Consider the following 18,852-nt stretch of genomic DNA (forward strand, 5'->3'; position numbering starts at 1 on the left):
TCAGCTATGCTGGGATCATGCAAGCCGTGGATGCCAGCGCCGATCAGCTCGCCGACCTCGCCGACCTGGTGCTCGCGGTCGGCCGCGCGGTCAAAGCCGAGGTCGCCGCCGATCCGTCGGTGCTTGACCTGTCCGTCACCGAGGTGACGGTGATGCGCTACATCGACCACCATCCCGGCGTCGGCCCCAGCGCCGTCGCCGCGGCGACCGGGCTGCAACGCAGCAACCTGAGCCGGGCGCTACGGGATCTGGAGGCCAAAGGCATGGTCGAGCGCACGCCCGATCCGGCCGACAGCCGCCAGGCTGTGCTGCGCGGTACGGCCAAATCCGCCGAGAACCTGGTACGGCTGCGGGCCATCTGGGCGCGGCTGCTCGGCGACGCGCTCGAGGTGGCGGGTGAGCAGCACGACGCCGCCCCGGCGCTCGCGCTGCTGCGCGCCCTCGAACGCGGCCTCTACGGGTGATTTGGGTGTAGTTCGTCACGCTGCGCGTGACGAACTACACCCAAATCGCGAATCGCGAGGCTAGTCGAGGTCGACCGACATCGGGCCGACGCCCCAGATCTCGTCGCAGTACTCCGCGATCGCGCGATCGGAGGAGAACTTGCCGCTGCGGGCGGTGTTTCGGATCGACATCCGCGTCCAGGCCTCGCCGTCCAGCCACACCTTGCTGACCTCGTCCTGGCAGTTGATGTAGGACCGGTAGTCGGCCAGCGCCAGGAACGAGTCGTGATGGACGAAGTTGTCGACGATCGGCCGCAGCACCTCGGTGTCGCCATGGGTGAAGTCGCCGCGAGCGATGAGCTCGAGCACCGCCGCCAGCTCCGGGTCCGCATCGATGTAGTCCACCGGCCGGTAGCCCTCGGCCTTGACCTTCTCCACCTGGCCCTCGGTCAGCCCGAACAGGAAGAAGTTCTCCGCGCCGGCCTCCTGCCGGATCTCGACGTTGGCGCCGTCGAGCGTCCCGATCGTCAGCGCGCCGTTGATCATGAACTTCATGTTCCCGGTGCCCGAGGCCTCCTTGCCCGCCGTGGAGATCTGCTCGCTCAGGTTGGCCGCCGGGTACACCAGGTGGGCGTTCTTGACGTTGAAGTTCGGTAGGAACACGACCCTCATGAAGCGGTTGACCTGCGGGTCGGCGTTGACGGTCTCCCCGACGGCGTTGATCAGCTTGATGATCCGCTTGGCCATGAAGTAACCGGGCGCGGCCTTGCCGCCGAAGATGAACACCCGCGGCGGGATGGTCAGGGTCGGGTCGTTCTTGAGCCGGTGATACAGCGTGATGATGTGCAGCACCATCAGGTGCTGGCGCTTGTACTCGTGGATGCGCTTGACCTGGACGTCGAACATCCACGTCGGGTCCAGCTCGATGCCCGTCGCGGTGTGTACGTATTCCGCCAGCCGGGACTTGTTCGCGCGCTTCACGTCGCGCCAGCGCTGCCGGAACGCCGGGTCGTCGACGAACGCCTCCAGCCCGTGCAGCCGCTCCAGATCGGTCATCCAGCCGGTCCCGATGGTGTCGTCGAGCAGTTCGCGCAACCCCGGGTTGGACAGCGCCAGGAACCGGCGCGGCGTGACCCCGTTGGTGACGTTGCCGAACCGCTCCGGCCACATCCCGTAGAAGTCCTTGAGCACGCTGGCCTTCAGCAGCTCGGAGTGCAGCGCGGCGACACCGTTGACGGCGTGGCTGCCGACGGTGGCCAGGTGCGCCATCCGCACGGTCTTGCCGCCGTCCTCGCCGATCAGCGACATCCGGCGGATCCGGTCCTCGTCGTCGGGGAACTTCGCCCGCACCTCCGCGAGGAACCGGTCGTTGATCTCGTAGATCAGCTCGAGGTGACGCGGCAGCGCCTCGCCGAAGATGCGCAGCGGCCAGGTCTCCAGCGCCTCCGGCAGCAGCGTGTGGTTGGTGTAGCCGAACGTGCGCACGGTCAGGTCCCACGCCTCGTCCCAGCCCAGCTGGTGCTCGTCGATCAGCAGCCGCATCAGCTCGGCCACCGCGATCGACGGGTGGGTGTCGTTGAGCTGGATGGCCCACTTGTCGGGCAGCGCACTCAGCGGCAGGTGCGCCCGCAGCAGGTGGATGTTGAGGATGTCCTGCAGCGAGCAGGTGACGAAGAAGTACTGCTGCAGCAGCCGCAGCCGCTTACCCGCCTCCGGCTCGTCGTTCGGGTAGAGCACCTTGGACACCGTCTCGGAGACGACCTCCTCGTCGACGGCCTTGTAGAAGTCGCCGGTGTTGAACGCATCGAGCGCGAACGACTCCACCGCCCGCGCGCTCCACAGCGTCAGCGTGTTGCAGGTGTTCACGCCGTAGCCCTGCACCGGGGTGTCATAGGAGACGCCCTTGAGCACCCGCTGGGGCAGCCAGCGCACCCGGAACTTGCCGGTCACATCCTCGTAGGTCTCGGTGTGCCCGCCCCAGTTGACGGTGTAGGCGGCATCCGGCTTGTCGATCTCCCACGGGTTGCCGCGCACCAGCCAGTTGTCGGTCTTCTCGACCTGCCAGCCGTCCTGGATCTCCTGCTTGAAGATGCCGAACTCGTAGCGGATGCCGTACCCGATCGCCGGGCGCTCCAGCGTCGCCAGCGAGTCCAGGTAGCAGGCCGCCAGTCGGCCCAGGCCGCCATTGCCCAGGCCCGGCTCGCCCTCGCAGTCCAGGATCACGTCGAGGTCCTGGCCGAGGTCGGCCATCGCCTGGCGGGCCTCCGCCTCGATGCCGAGGTTGAGCAGGTTGTTGCCCAGCTGCGGGCCCATCAGGAACTCCGCCGACAGGTAGCAGGTGACCTTCGACGACAGGTCCAGAAAGTCCTGGGTGGTGGCCATCCAGCGCTTCTGCATACGGTCGCGCACGGCCAGCGACAGCGCCCGGTAGTAGTGCTCGGGCGTGAGCACCGCAGGTGGCCGGGCGATCGAGTACAGCAGGTGATCCGACACCGCCGCCCGCAGCGCGTCGGCGGTCATCCCGGACCGGGTCTGGCCCGTCGGGCCGACCGGCTTCCCGTTGTGCTCGGTGGATTCACCGGAAATGGTGTTGACGACATCGGTCACTGATTCTCCCTGGAGTGTGGCCCGAATTTGCGCGGACGCGTCATTGTGTCGCCCACGTGTTTCTCAACGGCGTCCGCAATGTGAACTCCGCGCTAGCCCGTCGTGTGAGCTGCGGGGATTGCCGGAACGAATATCGAGGATGTTGACTATGGCAATGTCCGCGGGCGGATGGCCGACCCGGACCGGTGTCGTCGGTCTGGGTCGACGTTTGCGGCATGCCGACCTGCTGCCGCCGTTCTGGCAACTGGCCGGGTGGACGACCGGCGTCGCGGCGACGTCGTACCTGGTGCGCTGGCTCGCCTCGGTCGACGGCCGGACCTTCACCGTCGTCTGGCTCGCCGCCGCCCCGCAGCTGGTCGCCCTGCTGACCTCTCCGCGCCGGCACTGGCCGGCCTACCTGGTGTCGTTCGCGGTCTTCCAGTACGTACCCGCATGGCTGTTGCTGGGACAGCGTCCGGAGCTGGCCGCGCTGTCCACCGTGACCGCCGTGGTGTTCGCGGCCGCGGTGCTGCGCAGCGACCAGGACTGGGTGTTCGGCCGCACCGACTCGCTGCGCAGCTGGCGGCGGTTCGTGCTGTACGGCGTGGTGATCGCGCCGGCGTTCGCCGGGCTGATCGGGGCCGCCGGCGTGCTGGTCCACCAGACGGCCGTCGACGCCCACTCGCTGGCCATGACCGCGCTGATCTGGTATCTCGCCGAGGCGGTCGGCATCGCGTTCCTGACGCCGGTACTGCTGCGCTGGCAGCGGTACTGGCGGCGCTACTCCCCGCGCCAGTTCGCGATCTCGATCGGGTTGGCCGTGCTGATGGTCGCGTTGGGAATAGCCGCCGCCGTCGAGTCCAACTTCGTGCTGCTGTTCCTGACCGGGGTGCCCGCGCTGCTGGTGCTCATCGAGTTCGGGATCGCCGCCGCGTTCTGGCAGCTGGCGATCGGCGCGGCGGTCATCCTGGGCACCACGTTCGCCGGACTCGGGCCGTTCAACGCCAACGCGGCCACCGCGACGCAGGCCATGATGCACGCCCAGGTGTTCCTGCTGGCCGGCTACGCCATGGTGGTGATGGTCGCCGCCGCGCTGGAGGAACGCAACCGGCTCAGCGCACTGGACCGCGCCAGCCACGAGGTCTACGACCTCGTCGCCGAGCTGACCGGCGACCTGGTGCTGGTGCTCGATGCCCGTGGCAATGTGCTGCACAACGCGTTCGCCGGGCACAGCAATCTGGACCTGCCCAGCGACCGGATCACCCGCGCGGAGTGGGAGCGCCACATCCACCCCGACGACCTGCACCTGATCTCCAACCGGATGATCTCCGGGCCGGCCGGTCCGTCGCTACCGTTCCGGGTCCGCACCCTGGACGGGTCGTGGAACTGGTTCGTCGTGTACCTGCGTGCCGCCGGTGACGGACTGACCGCAGCGATCATGCGCGACGTCACGCTGGAGCGCGAGGTGCGGGACTCGCTGACCGATCTGGCCAACTCCGACGCGCTGACCGGCCTGGCGAACCGCCGGGGCCTGACCCAGCGGGCCCGCGAGATCTGGCTGCGCGCCCACGAGCTGGAGCAGCCGCTGACGGCGCTGTTCGTCGACATCGACCACTTCAAGGGGTTCAACGACCACTTCGGGCACCAGGCCGGTGACTCCTGCCTGCGCGACGTCGCCGACGTGCTCCAACACCTGGCGGCCCCCGAGGAATGTGTGCCCGCCCGTTACGGCGGCGAGGAGTTCGCGGTGCTGCTCGCCGGCTGCCGGGACCCCTACACCTTCGCCACCGGCCTCGCCTCGGCGATCCGCGCGCTGGAGATCCCGCATCCGGACTCGCCGTCCGGCGTCGTCACGATCAGCATCGGCGTCGCCAGGACAGACCTGCGCCGCGCGCCCCGCGGCACCGACCCGGACGTCGTGGTCGGCTCCCTGCTCGAACGCGCCGACCGGGCGCTCTACGTGGCCAAGTCGAAGGGCCGCAACAGGATCTCGATGTCGCCCGACGAGCGGCTACTCGGCCAGCATGTTGACCAGGCCCGCGAACGCGCGCGGCAGGCGGCTCGCGGCGGGCACGATCAGTGAGCGCAGCGGCGACGTGCCGACGCCCAGCACGCCCGTCGTGGTGACCCGGTAGCGCCGGGTGGCACGCCGCCACGCGTGCTCGTAGACGTCGGGCCGGTCGGCGAGCACGGCGTCGACCAGCAGCCGGGATGCGGCGAAGGCCAGCCCGAGGCCCTCCCCGGTGAGGGCGTCGACGTAGCCGGCGGCATCCCCGACCAGCAGCACGCGCCCCGCGACCCGGCGGCGCACCCGCTGCCGCAGCGGGCCGGCGGCCCGGTCCGGCTCGTGTGGGTGTCCGGTCAGCCGTTCGCGCAGCGCGGGGAACGCGGCCAGGTGCTCGTCGAAGCGGCCCCGCCGGTCGGTCAGGATCGCGACGCCCACGCAGTCGTCGGCCACCGGGGTGACGTACGCTTCGGCGGCCTCCGGTCCCGCCGACCAGTGCACCTCGACGTACTCGCTCCACGGCGCGACGGCGACGTGGCGCCTGATGCCCCAGCGGCGGGTCTTCCCGGCCGGCCGATCCAACCCGAGCCGGGCCCGGATCGGGGAGTGCAGCCCGTCGGCCGCCGCCAGGTAGCGGGCGCGGATCCCGTTGACCGCCACGCCGTCGACGTCCTGAACCGGCGCGCCGACCCGGTCCTGCACGACGTCCACCCCGGCGGTCGCGGCCTGCCCCAGCAGCGCGGCGTGCAGCGCGGTGCGCCGCACCCCGAGCCCGGTTGCCGAGCCGAACCGCGCGGTGACCGTCCGGCGGTGGTCGAGGTAGGTGATGCCGCGCAAGTCCCGGCCCGCGGGGTGCACGCCGAGCAGCTGCAGCTCGCGCACCGCATGCGGCATCAGGCCTTCGCCGCAGGCCTTGTCGATCGGCCCGGCCCGCATCTCGACGACGGTGACGGTCAGGCCGGCCCGGGCCGCGTGGATGGCGGTGGCCAGGCCCGCGGGCCCGCCACCGGCGACGACCAGGTCGATCACGTCAGCGCCTCGAGCGCGGTGTCCTCGACCCTGATCCGGATACGCAGCAGCGCGGCGTTGAGCACCGTGAAGACGGCGGCGGTGACCCAGGCGGTGTGCACCAGCGGCAGCGCGACGCCCTCGACGACGACCGCGACGTAGTTGGGGTGGGTCAGGAACCGATACGGCCCGCCGGTCACCCGGGCGGCGTCGGGGACGACGACGACCCTGGTGTTCCACTGCCGGCCCAGCGTGGCGATGCACCACCAGCGCAGCGCCTGGGCGGCCAGCACGACGGCCAGCATCGGCCAGCCCAGCAGCGGCACGAACGGGCGGTGGGCCGCCTCGACCAGGCAGCCGGCCAGCAGCAACGTATGCAGTGCGACCATCACCGGGTAGTGGCCGGCGCCGAACTCGATGCCGCCGGCCGACCGGCTCCACGCCAGGTTGCGCTGCGAGACCACCAGTTCGGCGACCCGTTCGGCGGCGACCGCGGCGATCAGCAGGGTGTAGGCGAGCATCTCAGCGCCAGCGCAGCAACACCAGCTCGGAGCAGAACCCCGGCCCCATCGCCATCAGCAGGCCGGGCAGGCCCGCGGGCGGTTTCTTGGCGCGGGTGTCGCGCAGCACGTGCAGCACCGACGACGAGGACAGGTTGCCCACCTCGGCCAGCGAGCGCCAGGTCAGCTCGAGCGCGTCGTCGGCCAGGCCGAGGGTGCCGGTGATCGCCTCGATCACCTTGGGGCCCCCGGGGTGCGACACCCACGCGGCGATGTCGTCGACGGTCAGGTCGTGCTCGCCGAGGAAGCCGGCCATGTCATCGGCCAGATAGCGCTCGATCAGCTCGGGCAGATCGGGCGACAGGACCAGCTGGAAGCCGTCGCGGCCGACCTTCCAGCCCATGGTGTCCAGTGAGTCCGGATACATCCGGCTGCGGGAATCGAGCACCTCGGGGCCGGCGGCGCCGATCTTCTCGGCGCGGTCTTCCCCGGCGGCGACGACCGCGGCGGCGCCGTCGCCGAACAGCGCGCTGCCCACCAGGCTGGCCATGTTCGGCTCCACCGCCGGATAGGTCAGCGAGCACAGTTCCACCGACACCAGCGCGGCGATGTGGCCGGGGGCGCCGCGCAGGTAGTCGTGCATCCGGGCGATGCCGGCCGCGCCCGCGACACAGCCCAGCCCGAACAACGGCAGGCGGCGCACGTCGGGCCGCAGCCCGAGCCGCCCGGCGATGCGGGCGTCCAGCGACGGCACGGCCACGCCGGTGACGGTGGTGGTCGTGATCATGTCCAGATCGGCCGGTCGCAGCCCGGCCTCGTCCAGCGCCGCGGCCAGCGCCTCACAGGCCAGGTCCAGCGCGTGCTCGAGGTAGAGGTCGTTGGCGTCGCCGAAATCCTGCAGCGCCGGGTAGCGCTCCAGCGGCAGCACCAGATGGCGGGCTTTGACCTTGGCGTTGTCGTGCAGCGCGCGCACCACGTCGTCGAGGCCGGCGAACGCCGGAACCCGCAGGAACGCCTCGGTGATCTCGTGCTGGCTGTAGCGGTGGGTGGGCAGCGCGCCCTGCACTCCGCAGACCACGCTGATGCGGTTGTTGTCGTTGTTCGTTCGGTTCATGACGGAATCCGCTCGGTCGATGTGTGGTTGTCGGTTTCGGTGCTCGGTGCGTCGCTGAAGCCCAGACGTCGGTGCAGGCCGGCCAGCCATCGCGGCGCCCACCAGTTCCACTGGCCCATCAGGTGCATGAACGCCGGGACCAGCACCATCCGGACCAGGGTGGCGTCGACCGCGACGGCCAGCGTCAGGCCCAGGCCGAACATCCGCATCACCGACGTGCTGGCGGCGATCAGCGCCGCGAACGAGATCGTCATGATCAGCGCGGCGGCGGTGATGATGCGACCGGTGTGCGCGATGCCCAGCGCGACGGCCTCGTCATTGGTGTACCCACCGTCGAGCCAGAATTCGCGGACGCGGGAGACCAAGAACACCTCGTAGTCCATCGACAGGCCGAACGCGATGCAGAACAGCAGCACCGGCATGTTGGCCACCAGCGTTCCGGTGGGCGTGGTCCCCAGCCCGGCCAGGTGGCCGTCCTGGAAGATCCACACCAGCGCGCCGAACGCGGCGGTCAGCGAGAGCACGTTGAGCACCAGGGCCTTCAGCGGCACCACCACGCTGCCGGTGAGCAGGAACAGCAGCGCGAACATGATCACCGCGATGAGGCCGAGCACCAGCGGAAGGGTGGAGGTGATGGCGTCGACGCTGTCGCGGTTGGTCTGGGCGGTCCCGGTCATCTCGACGGTCCGGCCGCCGGGCCCGGGGACGGCGTGCAACCGGTCGAGTTGGGTCTCGGAGGCGTCGGAGAACAGCGGCGCGGTGCTGGCCACGGTCAGGTATGCGCTGCCGTCGTGCTGGCCGCTCGGCGCGGACGGATCGCCCGCCCGGGTTCCCTCGACGAAGGTCCCGGTCGGCGCGGACACCGCCGCGACGTCGGGCACCCGGGACAGCTCGGAAGCGTAGCCGGACAGTTCGGCGGGGGTCAGGCCCACGCTGTCCGGGATGACGACGGTCACCGCGGTGTCGGTGTTGTCGGCGAAGTCGTCGCGCAGCCGGTCGCCGATCTGGTGCGCCGACGCCGAGGCCGGCAGCACCCGGTCATCGGGGAAGCCCCACCGCACCCCGAGGAACGGTGCGCCCAGCACCAGCAGCAGCACCACGACGGCCAGGCCCAGTGGAAGCGCGCGGCGCATCACGGCGGTGGCCAGCCGATACCAGAACCGCTGCTCGACCGGCGCGACCGGCGCAGCGGGCCGGCGCAGCAGGCGACGGGCGAGCCGGCCGACGTCCAGCGCGTCCAGGCGCGCGCCGAGCACGGCCAGCGCCGCCGGCGTGACGACCAGGGCCGCCGCGGCGGCGAACGCCACCGTGGCCACGCCGGCGTAGGCGAACGACTTGAGGAAGTGCATCGGGAACAGCACCATCGCCGACATCGACAGCGCGACGGTCGTCGCGGAGAAGATGACGGTGCGTCCGGCGGTGATCATCGTCGTGGTGATCGCGGTGGCGATGTCCGCGCCGGTGGCGAGCTCGTCGCGGTAGCGGCTCAGGATCAACAGGGTGTAGTCGATCGCCAGGGCCAGGCCCATCGCGGTGGCGAGGTTGAGCGCGAAGATCGACACGTCGCCGGTGTAGGTGATCACCCGCAGCACGGCCAGCGCGCCGACGATCGCCATCGCCCCGATCGCCACCGGCACGGCGGCGGCCAGCAGACCGCCGAACACCCACACCAGCACCAGAAAGCTCAGCGGAATCGCCAGGGATTCCATCAGCAGCAGGTCGCGCCGGGAGTGCTCGGTGATCTGCACGTTGACCATCGCGGTGCCACCGGTGGTGACGACGATCCCGTCGTGTTCACCGGTGACCTCGTCGGCGATCTGAGCGGCGGTGCGCTGCTGCTCGGCCTCGCTGCCGGCGATCCCGACCACGATCAGCCCGGCGGCGCGGTCCTCGCTGATCAGGTCGCCCGCGGTTGCGGGGGGCGCGGTCCACGCCGAGGACACCTCGGCCACGCCTGGCCGGCCGGAGACCTGTTCGACGATGCCGGTGGCCACCTCGCGTGCACGGGGGCTCTCGACGCCTCCGGGAGAGGAGACCATGATCAGCATCTGCACGTCCCCGCGGCCGAACGTGTCGGTGAGAACCTCGGCCGCGCGGGCCGATTCCGAGCCCGGATCGGCGAATCCGCTCGGTGACAGGCTCGCCGCGACCGGCACCCCGAAGGCCGCCAGCCCGACGGTCAACAGCGCTGCGGCGGCGAGGACACGACGCGGTGCGGACAGGGCCAGCAGCGCGATTCTGGTCAGCAAACTCGGTCTCCGCTCCCGGTGCAGGGCTCTCCACCGTATGAGACGAATCAGCGGCGGCGGGGGTTCATGCCACCGGTTCACAGCGCATCGGCAGGCCGGTCAGGGCAGCTCGAAGTGCTGGTAGTCCAGCGGCGAGCGCCAGTGTCCGCCCCACGTCCAGCCGGCATCGGTGAATGCCCGTACCGCGGCGTCGCCGTCGTGCAGGATGCCGGGGTCGGTCCTGGTGCGGTCGACGAACGCTGCGGCGTTGGCGGGCTGGTAGGCGCCGTCGCCGTCGATGTAGGGGTTCAGCAGGGGGTTGACGTCGATGGCGCGGCCGTACGCGTGATACGACCAGCTGCCGGTCCCGGGGATGTCGCGGCAGTTGAATGCCGACGTGTTGTTGTCGCGCATCGACAGCTCGTCGTCGGCGCCGGGGTAGTGCTCGACGGTGCGCATCCGCGCGATCGGGTAGCCGAGCCGGTAGAGCTGGTCGAAGACGGCGATGACCCGATCGGTGAGGTCGCGGTGCACCACCAGTTGTCCACGGTGGTTCTGCCCGTCGAAACCCAGGTAGGGCAGGTCGACCAGGCGCAGGTCTTCGGGGTCCAGCGGGCAACCCGGCCGCCAGGTCGACCCCAGATCGGCGGCGGTCACCGGGGTGACCATGGCCGGCGACGGCGGGCCGGGGGTGCTCGGCGTTGGCGGGGTGGAGGTGTCCGGCGGTGGCGATACCGTGCGGACCGTCTGCGGTGTGCGCTGCTGCGGTGGCGGGCCTGCGGGCGGCGGGGGCGCAGCGCAGGACGCCAGCACCGCCGCCGCCGTCAGCACGGCCATTCTCGTCGTGGTCACCGTTGCCCAACCTAACCCCGATGCGCGATTAGTCGCGCTAATCAGTTCTGTTAGTTGGGCTTTCGAATCTCCGACTTGGTCACATCTCGGCAGTCCAGCGTGTGATCTGGGCCATCGGCGGGCTATATTGTGTCTGTAGTCACAGAGAGGACGGACATGGTTGGAACCGGCGAAGGCGCGATCATCCCACCGGAGGCCAAGCCCCCGAGGGCGGTGCGTGCCGCGCACAACTGGTTCGTCGCGATCCTGATGGTGACGCTGCTGATCGCCGCGATCGCGGGCGTGGTCGTCGCACTGTCCAGTGGCATGCCCACCGTGGCGATCGTGATCGCACTGGTGTCCGGCGCGGTGTTCGCCGGCGTGGCCTGCTGACCTTTCCCACCCGTCGCCCCCGGTTGGCCGTGATGGCGCCGGGGGCCTTTTCGTGGGTCGCTACCGCTGCAGAAAGTCGCTACCGCTGCAGAAACCGGGCCAGGCTGTCGTCGAGCTCGTCCCACCACGTCGTGCTCGGTGCGGGGCCCAGGCTGCCGGTGCACGGCGAGGAGAAGCACTTGTCCCGGTAGCCGGTGATGCTCTCGTCCTTGTCGTGTTCCCACGTCACGAAGTGCTGCTTGACCAGATCGATGTCGAACGCCGGGTAGTCGCACAGCGACATCAGGTCGCAGACGTAGTCGGTCTGGAAATCGATCTGTTCGATGATGGTCTGCACTTCGGCGTATTTGGCCCGCCAGGCCGCGACGTCGGCGGCCATCTCCTCGGCCGCGGGCAACGCGGTGGTTCCGAGCACGATGTCGCGCGCCAGGAACGCCTGGGCGTCGAACATGTTGAACGTGTAGTACTGATCCTGCATGCCGAGGTAGAGCAGCCTGGGATTTGCGGTCCACACCACGCCCTTGTAGAGCCCGTCGGGGTAGAGGTTGTTGGTCGTCGTCAGCCGCAGGTCAGGAGCGATGAACGGGAAGTGGTGCTGGTAGCCGGTGCACATGATGATGGCGTCGACGTCGCGGGCGCTGGCGTCGGCGAAGTGTGCGGTGCGCCCCTCGAGTCGTTGCAGCGCAGGAACTTCGGTGATCCCGGTCGGCCAGCCGAACCCCATCGGCGAGTTGCGGTAGGCGATGGTCACAGACCCGGCTCCGTACTTCAGCGACTGCAGCGCGATGTCCTCGGCGGAATAGCTGCTGCCCAGGATCAGCAGGTCCTTGCCGGCGAACTCGACGGCGTCGCGGAAGTCGTGGGAGTGCAGGATCCGTCCGGGGAACGATTCGAAGCCGGGATATTCGGGCACGTTGGGCGTCGAGAAGTGGCCGGTCGCCACGATCACGTGGTCGAAAGGCTCGGTGCGCAAGACGCTTTCGCCGGAGGGTTCCCACGTTTCCACGGTCACCGAGAACATCTGGCCGTCGAATGTCACATCGCGCACCGGCGATTCGAACTGGATGTACTGGCGCACATCGCTTTTCTTCGCCCGCCCGACGATGTAGTCGAACAGCACCTCGCGCGGCGGGAAGGACGGGATCGGCCTGCCGAAGTGCTCGTCGAAGGTGTAGTCGGAGAACTCCAGGCACTCCTTGGGGCCGTTGGACCACAGGTAGCGGTACATGCTGCCGTGCAACGGATCTCCGTGCTCGTCCAGGCCGGTGCGCCAGGTGTAGTTCCACAGGCCGCCCCAGTCGCCCTGCTTCTCGAAGCACACCACCTCGCCGACGTCGACGCCGGCCAGTCGGGCCTGCTCGAAGGCGTGAAGCTGGGCCAGGCCGCACGGGCCTGCGCCGATAACCGCGGTACGGGACATGGGGTTTCTCCTCGTCGACGTCATGAACGGGGGCGGGTCTTGTCGGGGTCGTAGAACGGAAACGTGGTGACGGTGGCGGCGATCCGCTTGCGGTGGCCGTCGAGCTTGCCGACCTCGACCAGGGTGCCCGGTTCGGCGTACTGAACGGCGATGCGGCACAGGGCGATGTTGGCGCTCAGGATCGGCGAGCGAACCCCGCTGGTGATGACCCCGACCTGGGAGCGCCCGACGTGCACGCAGTCACCGTGCCCGGCGACCTCGTTGCCGTCGAGCCGCAGCCCGACCAGTTTGCGCTGCGGATGTGTCTTGCGCTCCACCAGGGCGTCGCGTCCGACGAAGTCGTCGGCCTTGGACTTCAGTGCGACGGTGAACCCGATGCCCGCCTCGAACGGGTCGGTCTGATCGTCGAATTCGTGGCCCGCGGCGATCAGGCCCGATTCGACCCGCAGCAACTCCAGGGCCTCCAGCCCCAGCGGGGCCAGGCCGTGCGGCGCGCCGGCCTCCCAGACCGCGTCCCACGTCGGCTCGGCGCCATCGGGGTGCACCCACACCTCGTAGCCGAGCTCGCCGGAGTAGCCGGTCCGCGACACCAGCAGCGGCGGCCCTTAGGGGCCACCGAGGCGACCGATCAGGAAGCGGAACCAGCCGAGCTCGCGCAGCGCCGGCTGGGCGGGCGGGGTCCAGATCAGGCCGGCGAGCAGATCACGGCTGGCCGGGCCCTGCACCGCGATGTTGTGCAGCTGGTCGGTCGAGTCCTTGATCCAGACCTGGTTCAGCCCGAGCCGCTCGGCTTGGGTGCGCAGCCAGACCCCGTCATACGGATCGCCGCCGATGAAGCGGAAGTTGTTGTCGCCCAGCCGTAGCACAGTGCAGTCGTCGACGATCCCGCCGGCCTCGTTGCACATCGCCGAGTACACCACCTGGCCCCGGGACAGTCGGCGGATGTCGCGGGTCAGGGCGGCCTGCAGCAATGCCTCGGCGTCGGGGCCGAGAACCTCGAATTTCCGCAGCGCCGAGAGGTCCATCACCGCGACGTGTTCCCGGCACGCCCAGTACTCCTGGTGGGGCCCGTGGTTGTCGTAGGCGGTGGGCAGCCAGTAGCCCTGGTCCTCGGTGAACTGCTTTGTCAGCGCCCCGGTCCGGGAGGCGAACGCGGTGGGCTTGGTCAGCACGGGTTCGGAGTCCGGGGTGAGCCGGTGTCCCACCGCCACAGAGAACCTCCTGGTGGAGTCGTAGACGCGAACGTGGATGTCGGTGGGCAGCCAGCCGTTGGCGGCATCGATGTCGTCGGGGCAGGCCGATGACGCGCAGACCAGGTCCGAACATGCCCGCAGCAGCACGTAGTCGCCGGAGCGCGACCACGGCTCGTCGGAGATCAGCTAGTGCTGGGCGTCGAATGCGGTGTTGTAGAACAGATTCAGCGCAGGCCAGCCCTGCCTGGGCGCGACGCCGAACCGCGACAGCGTGGCGTTGAAGTTGTCGGTGCAGTTGACGTGGCCGGGATAGCCCATGTCGGCGTAGTACTTCGCGGTGCACGCCAGGGCGAACGTGTCGTGGCGGCCCACGGTGTCGCGGACCACCTCGACCAGCGGCCGCGCCCGGCCGTCGAAGAACCTGCCGGACAGTCCCGGCTGCGGGTAGGCGCCGCCACCGATCGTGCGGGTGGTGGTGGCGTCGAGTCCGTATTCGTGCCCGTCACCGAGTGCGTGCGCGTCGAAGGCCAGGAAGTCCGAGCACTGCCGGCCCTGGACGTCGATGATCTGGACGAACTGGCCTTCGCGCAACTCGTAGGACGACGCGGTGGCGGCGTCGATACGCATGTCCCACAACGGTTCTGCCAGGGGCTCGGGTAGATCGCGAAGTTCTGGACGGTGCGGGTCGGCGCGGCGCACCTCGACGAAGACCTCCGAGGGCGGGTTGGGGTCCGGCCCGGACAACGACATCGCCCATGCCGGCGCGGCGACGAGCACCACGGCGTCGCCGTCGACCGCGAAACCGGCCCGCGACCCCGCGGCGGAGTGTTCGTCGAACAGTCGGGTGGCGCGCGCGTTGTGCTGCTCGATGCGGTGCCGCGACAGCAGCGACAGGATTCGTCCCGCGGCGTAGCCGTTTTCGTCAGCGCCGGGGAGCAGGCCGCACAGCACGGTTGTGTCGGCGTCGGGTCTGACCTCGGCGAGGGCACGCGGGTCGGCCGCGAGCACCGTCAACTCGACGGGCTGGCGGCCGTGCGCGTCGATGACGTCGATGCGGTCGCCGCCGAACACCCGCAGCGCGGTGACCGAGCCGGGTCCGACGCGGAAGCGCTCGATGTCCCCGGCCGTCGAGAGTCCGAACATCAGTGTCTTGCAAACATCAGCGTCTTACAAATATCGTTGTCTTACAACGATTTCACGGCGCAAAGGAGCGGTGGCCGACGTAGAACGCCAGCGCGCGGTCGGGGGTGGAGAACAGGATGCGCGAGCCCTTCGGGAAGAAGATGGCATCCTTGGCCTTGGCGATCTCGACCTGGCCGGTGTCGACGTTCTCCAGCCGGAACTCGCCCTCCAGCACGATCTTCATCTCGTCGTAGTCGTAGTAGTAGTCCAGCGGCGCGTCGGTGTTGCGCAGCTCGAAATACCCCGAGCACATCGGCACGCCATTGGGGTTGGCGTACACGTCGTCGATGAAGCCCTCGGTGCCGGGGTACTGCTCCAGCGACATCTGCGGCAGCGACTTCCAGAAGCCGGACCTCACCAGGAACGTCGGCGCAGCGGTACTCGTCATCAGGCCTCCAGCGTGATTTCTGGGATGAAACTCAGTCTTATAGGAGGAAACCACGCCTGGGTTTCGGGCAGATTAAGCTCGGTAGCCGCCAGGTATCGTTCGCCCGCCACGAAATTGCATACCGGGCCGTGGTCGACGCCGCCGGCGCGACCAGGAGTGCAATTTCGCGGAACGCCCCAACGGGTTCAGATCATCTGGTTGCGGGTCAGCCAGCGCATGATCGGCCAGCCGACGAACACCGGCAGCCAGCAGGTCAGGATCCGGTAGAGCAGGACCGCCGGCACCGCCACCGCGGCGGGCACGCCGAACGCGGCCAGGCCACCGATCAGTGCGGCTTCGACCGCCCCGACGCCGCCCGGGGTGGGCGCGGCCGAGGCCAGCGTGCCGCCGACCATCGTCACGATGGTCACGGTGACGATGCTGACGTCACCGCCGAACGCCGCGATGCTCGCCCACAGGGCCAGCGCCGCCCCGAGTGTCGTTGCCGCGCAACCGAGCACGATCAGCGCCAGACGCCGGGGTTCGCGAGCCAACTCGACCAGGTCGGCGACGACCTCCTTGAGCCGTGGCCGCACCGAGCTGCCCAGCCAGCGCCGCAGCTTGGGCACGATCAGGAACACCCCGACCACACCCAGCGCCGCCCCGGCGATCAGGTAGACCACGGTGGCACTCGGCACGAACCTCGACAGGTCCGCCGAGGCGCCGGCGGCGGCGCTGAAGATGATCAGCAACGTGATGTGGGTGATCACCTGGACGGACTGCTGAAGAGCCACCGCGGTGGTCGCGCGTAGCGCGCCCAGCCCACCCTTCTGCAGGAACCGGGTGCTCAGCGCCAGCCCGCCGACCCCGGCCGGGGTGGTCGTCGCGGCGAACGTGTTGGCCACCTGCATGATGGTCAGCGCCCGGAAGCTCACCAGACCGTCGGCGCACGCCCACAACGCCGCCGCCGCACCGACGTACTTCAGCGCCGACACCGTCAGCCCGGCCAGCGCCCACCACCAGTTCGCCGAGCGCAGCTCCGAGAAGAAGACCGGCACCGAGCTGATGAACGGGTAGGCGACGTAGACCAGCGCGACCAGCAGCACCATCTGGATCAGCTGATTGCGGGTGAACCGGGTGATCGTCGCGGTCTCGATCTGATCGGCCCCGGTCTGGCGCTTGACCTCGTCGCGGGCCGTCGACATCGCCGTCGGTGCGTCGCGGACCGCGTCCCGTACCCGTTTCGGCACAGCCGTTTTGGTGAGCCGGCGCGACGCCGCCAACACCGCCTGGTTGCCGAACACCGTGATCGCCGCCTGCACGGCGTTTTCGCCGCCGTAGATGTCGGTCGTCGTCACCAGCAACTGCGCGATGTCGGTGTGCAGGTGCGCCTCGGAGGCGCCGTACTCGGCGTAGGAGAAGCCGCCGAACAGTGGCGTGCCGTCCTCGACGGTGATCTCCTTGCCGCGCAGATCGCCGTGTGAGATCTGCTGGCTGTGCAGCACCCCGAGCGCGTCCCACAGCCGGGTGACCGGGGTGTCGTCGGCGCGCCCGTCGATCGGGGTGCCGCGCGCGGGTTTGTGCGCGTACAGCGTCCAGCCCCGCTCCAGGGTGGCCACCGCGATCGGCGAGGTGTTCGCCAGCCCGAGATCGCCGATCGCGATCGCCATCAGCGCGCGATGTTCCACCGCCCGTCGCATCGAGGTCTGGATCGGTGCGGTCTCGCTGTCACGCAGCCGCACCTTGCTCCAGAACTGGCGCAGGAACCCGCCGCCGCGCTGGTGCGGCCCGTAGAGTTCGACGACGGCCGAACCCTCGTCGAGCCCATCGGGGTGGTCCCGGGTCGCGGTGAGCACCATCGGTCCCCGGCCGGCGGGCCGGATCACCCGCAGTGCCGCCACGTCGAATCCGCGCCGCGCCATCGCCCGCACCGCGCCGTCCAGCGGAACCTCGAGCGCCGGGGTGCCCACGACCAGGACGACGAGCGCCCCGACGAACCACCCGACCGCCAGCCCGAGCAGCGAGCGGGCGGGCACGACCGCGCTGACGACCAGGTGGATCGGCACGAAGGCCAGCAGCAGCGCCCACCACCAGTGCCGCCAGCGGCTGGGCAGCCACGGCCCCGACACCGTCAGGACCGCGGCGAGCATGGCGATCCAGCGCGGGTCGTCGAGGAACTGCGACAGCACGGTGTCCAGGCGCTCGGACAGGTCGAAGTGCCATCGCGGCGCGGCGATGCCGTTGCCGGTGATCGACAGCAGCAGGATCGCGCTGACCCCGGCCGCCGCATAGGCGCCCAGCAGCTTCCACTGGCGGGAGACGATCAGCCCAATCAGGATCACGAACGGCAACGCCAGGATCGCCACGCCGTAGATCAGGTACACGGTGTTGGACTGCGTCGGGGTGAGCACGCCGATGATCTCGGAGATGGACTTCTCCAGCGCCTCCCACTCGTAGCGGGTGATCAGCGAGCTGGTGACCACGACCACCAGGAACACCGCGGCCAGCGTCAATCGCAGGATGTCATTGGTACGGCGGACCAACGGTTGGAGCAGGCTGCCGGAGACAGCGATCTCCCGCCCGTCAATTCGCATATGGCAACGATCTCTCGGATTGGCTGTGAACCGTCATCGGCTCACCGACAACTTAGCGATTCTTCGGTGCGGCCCGGTACACACGATGAGGGCGCCCCTGCCGGGACGCCCTCTGGCGCGCTCAGCGCACCGTGTCTGGTCTGGTGCGCTCAGCGCACCGTGTCTGGTCTGGTGCGCTCAGCTGCCCTGGTCATCGGACGTCGACGTAGTACGTCTTGCCGACGATGACGTTGCGGTAATAGTCGTTGTTGATCCAGTCCCACACCCGGCCCCGGATGTCCGGGCCCGGCTGGATGCCGACGACATCGGCCTCCGACAGCGGCCGGTCGGACAACCGGTGGACGATGACGCGGTTCATCCCGCCGGCCTCCAGCATCGAGATGGTCTCTTCGGCGTCGCCACCGGCCGGCGCGGCGGCGACGGGGGCAGCCAGACCGACGACGGCGGCGGCGAATCCGGCAGCGGCAGCGCCGGCAAAGGTGGTCTTCTTCATGGGTATCCCTGCACTTCCTTGTGTTTCGGGCCTGCGATGGGTGGTGTGCCGCAGCCCGGTGGCCGTTACAGACCCGTCGAAGATCGGCCCGAACGGCAAGAACGGGCAACCCGGTCCCTGGGGTGCCCCTTCCGTGGTGCGCTCAGCGCACGGCCACATAGACGACCTGACCCACCGCCGCCAGGTGGCTGTCGTCGGCGTCCGCGTCCCACACCCATTCGCGCAGTTCGGCGCCGGGCTTCATGGACACCACCGACGCCTCGGTCAGCGGTGCGTCCGACAGCCGGTCGACGATCACCCGGTTGCCCTGGGCTTCCAGTCGAGTGATCGTCTCGTCTGCGGTTCCCGTACCCGACGGGGCGGCCGATGCCGGCCCGGGCGATGCGAGGACGCCGGCCGACAAGCCGGCGGCGACACCCGTCGCGACGGCGAGGTTTCTGATGGTCTTCATTTCGGTTCTGCTCTTCTCGGGGCGGTGGAGTTGGTCGCGCGGTT

16 protein-coding genes and 1 pseudogene are annotated in these 18,852 nt (G+C 69.5%); 3 read left to right on the forward strand and 14 right to left on the reverse strand.

All coding sequences use genetic code 11. The features are described from left to right. The first annotated feature begins 17 nt into the window (after positions 1 to 17). Positions 18 to 464: a MarR family winged helix-turn-helix transcriptional regulator gene (locus JDV09_RS08920; RefSeq protein ID WP_221368769.1), complete on the forward strand. Its 447-nt coding sequence runs from the start codon at positions 18 to 20 to the stop codon at positions 462 to 464. 60 nt (positions 465 to 524) lie between these two features. On the opposite strand, the gene JDV09_RS08925 is transcribed toward JDV09_RS08920, so the two are convergent. After that, positions 525 to 3,050, reverse strand: a complete 2,526-nt coding sequence (locus tag JDV09_RS08925; RefSeq protein ID WP_221368770.1) for a glycogen/starch/alpha-glucan phosphorylase — start codon at positions 3,048 to 3,050, stop codon at positions 525 to 527. A 148-nt stretch (positions 3,051 to 3,198) separates the two neighbouring features. Between JDV09_RS08925 and JDV09_RS08930 the strand changes: the two genes are divergently transcribed. Then, on the forward strand, positions 3,199 to 5,112 hold the full coding sequence (locus tag JDV09_RS08930; protein WP_221368771.1) for a sensor domain-containing diguanylate cyclase: 1,914 nt from the start codon (positions 3,199 to 3,201) through the stop codon (positions 5,110 to 5,112). Here JDV09_RS08930 and JDV09_RS08935 read toward each other — a convergent pair. The 5 genes from JDV09_RS08935 to JDV09_RS08955 all read right to left on the reverse strand — a co-directional run bounded on the left by JDV09_RS08935 (position 5,041) and on the right by JDV09_RS08955 (position 10,721). Then, the gene (locus JDV09_RS08935; protein ID WP_221368772.1) at positions 5,041 to 6,063 is read right to left on the reverse strand and encodes an NAD(P)/FAD-dependent oxidoreductase; all 1,023 of its coding nucleotides are present in this window, start codon (positions 6,061 to 6,063) and stop codon (positions 5,041 to 5,043) included. The two genes, JDV09_RS08930 and JDV09_RS08935, sit on opposite strands and share 72 nt — an antisense overlap. Beyond that, positions 6,060 to 6,563 carry an isoprenylcysteine carboxyl methyltransferase family protein gene (locus tag JDV09_RS08940; RefSeq protein WP_221368773.1) on the reverse strand — a complete coding sequence of 168 codons (504 nt, stop codon included), beginning with the start codon at positions 6,561 to 6,563 and terminating at the stop codon, positions 6,060 to 6,062. The genes JDV09_RS08935 and JDV09_RS08940 overlap by 4 nt, the downstream gene beginning before the upstream one ends. A gap of 1 nt (position 6,564) precedes the next feature. Further along, positions 6,565 to 7,626, reverse strand: coding sequence for a type III polyketide synthase (locus tag JDV09_RS08945; RefSeq protein WP_221368881.1), 1,062 nt, complete (start codon positions 7,624 to 7,626; stop codon positions 6,565 to 6,567). A gap of 26 nt (positions 7,627 to 7,652) precedes the next feature. After that, complete coding sequence (locus tag JDV09_RS08950) at positions 7,653 to 9,905, reverse strand: MMPL family transporter (protein WP_221368774.1); 2,253 nt, start codon at positions 9,903 to 9,905, stop codon at positions 7,653 to 7,655. Between the two features lie 99 nt (positions 9,906 to 10,004). Continuing rightward, on the reverse strand, positions 10,005 to 10,721 hold the full coding sequence (locus JDV09_RS08955) for a M15 family metallopeptidase (RefSeq protein ID WP_221368882.1): 717 nt from the start codon (positions 10,719 to 10,721) through the stop codon (positions 10,005 to 10,007). A 171-nt stretch (positions 10,722 to 10,892) separates the two neighbouring features. Between JDV09_RS08955 and JDV09_RS08960 the strand changes: the two genes are divergently transcribed. Then, positions 10,893 to 11,108, forward strand: a complete 216-nt coding sequence (locus tag JDV09_RS08960; protein ID WP_221368775.1) for a hypothetical protein — start codon at positions 10,893 to 10,895, stop codon at positions 11,106 to 11,108. A 79-nt stretch (positions 11,109 to 11,187) separates the two neighbouring features. Here JDV09_RS08960 and JDV09_RS08965 read toward each other — a convergent pair whose 3' ends face one another. The 8 genes and pseudogenes from JDV09_RS08965 to JDV09_RS08990 form a co-directional block, all read right to left on the reverse strand. Then, on the reverse strand, positions 11,188 to 12,528 hold the full coding sequence (locus JDV09_RS08965; protein WP_221368776.1) for a trimethylamine monooxygenase: 1,341 nt from the start codon (positions 12,526 to 12,528) through the stop codon (positions 11,188 to 11,190). 20 nt (positions 12,529 to 12,548) lie between these two features. Beyond that, positions 12,549 to 12,845: a glycine cleavage T C-terminal barrel domain-containing protein gene (locus JDV09_RS26660; protein WP_308124066.1), complete on the reverse strand. Its 297-nt coding sequence runs from the start codon at positions 12,843 to 12,845 to the stop codon at positions 12,549 to 12,551. A 48-nt stretch (positions 12,846 to 12,893) separates the two neighbouring features. Beyond that, positions 12,894 to 13,868, reverse strand: a pseudogene (locus tag JDV09_RS26665) (aminomethyltransferase); the annotation flags it as partial. Positions 13,869 to 13,907: 39 nt separating this feature from the next. Further along, complete coding sequence (locus JDV09_RS26670) at positions 13,908 to 14,864, reverse strand: DUF1989 domain-containing protein (RefSeq protein ID WP_255605065.1); 957 nt, start codon at positions 14,862 to 14,864, stop codon at positions 13,908 to 13,910. A gap of 52 nt (positions 14,865 to 14,916) precedes the next feature. Then, positions 14,917 to 15,291, reverse strand: a complete 375-nt coding sequence (locus tag JDV09_RS08975) for a cupin domain-containing protein (RefSeq protein ID WP_221368777.1) — start codon at positions 15,289 to 15,291, stop codon at positions 14,917 to 14,919. A 185-nt stretch (positions 15,292 to 15,476) separates the two neighbouring features. Next, a complete protein-coding gene (locus JDV09_RS08980) occupies positions 15,477 to 17,864 on the reverse strand; it encodes a lysylphosphatidylglycerol synthase transmembrane domain-containing protein (protein WP_221368778.1) in 2,388 nt (795 codons plus the stop codon). A gap of 190 nt (positions 17,865 to 18,054) precedes the next feature. Beyond that, the gene (locus JDV09_RS08985) at positions 18,055 to 18,357 is read right to left on the reverse strand and encodes a hypothetical protein (protein WP_221368779.1); all 303 of its coding nucleotides are present in this window, start codon (positions 18,355 to 18,357) and stop codon (positions 18,055 to 18,057) included. A 142-nt stretch (positions 18,358 to 18,499) separates the two neighbouring features. Beyond that, on the reverse strand, positions 18,500 to 18,808 hold the full coding sequence (locus JDV09_RS08990; RefSeq protein WP_255605066.1) for a hypothetical protein: 309 nt from the start codon (positions 18,806 to 18,808) through the stop codon (positions 18,500 to 18,502). Positions 18,809 to 18,852: the final 44 nt, after the last annotated feature.

Source organism: Mycolicibacterium xanthum, from assembly GCF_019710635.1.
In the GTDB taxonomy this organism is placed as follows: domain Bacteria; phylum Actinomycetota; class Actinomycetes; order Mycobacteriales; family Mycobacteriaceae; genus Mycobacterium; species Mycobacterium xanthum.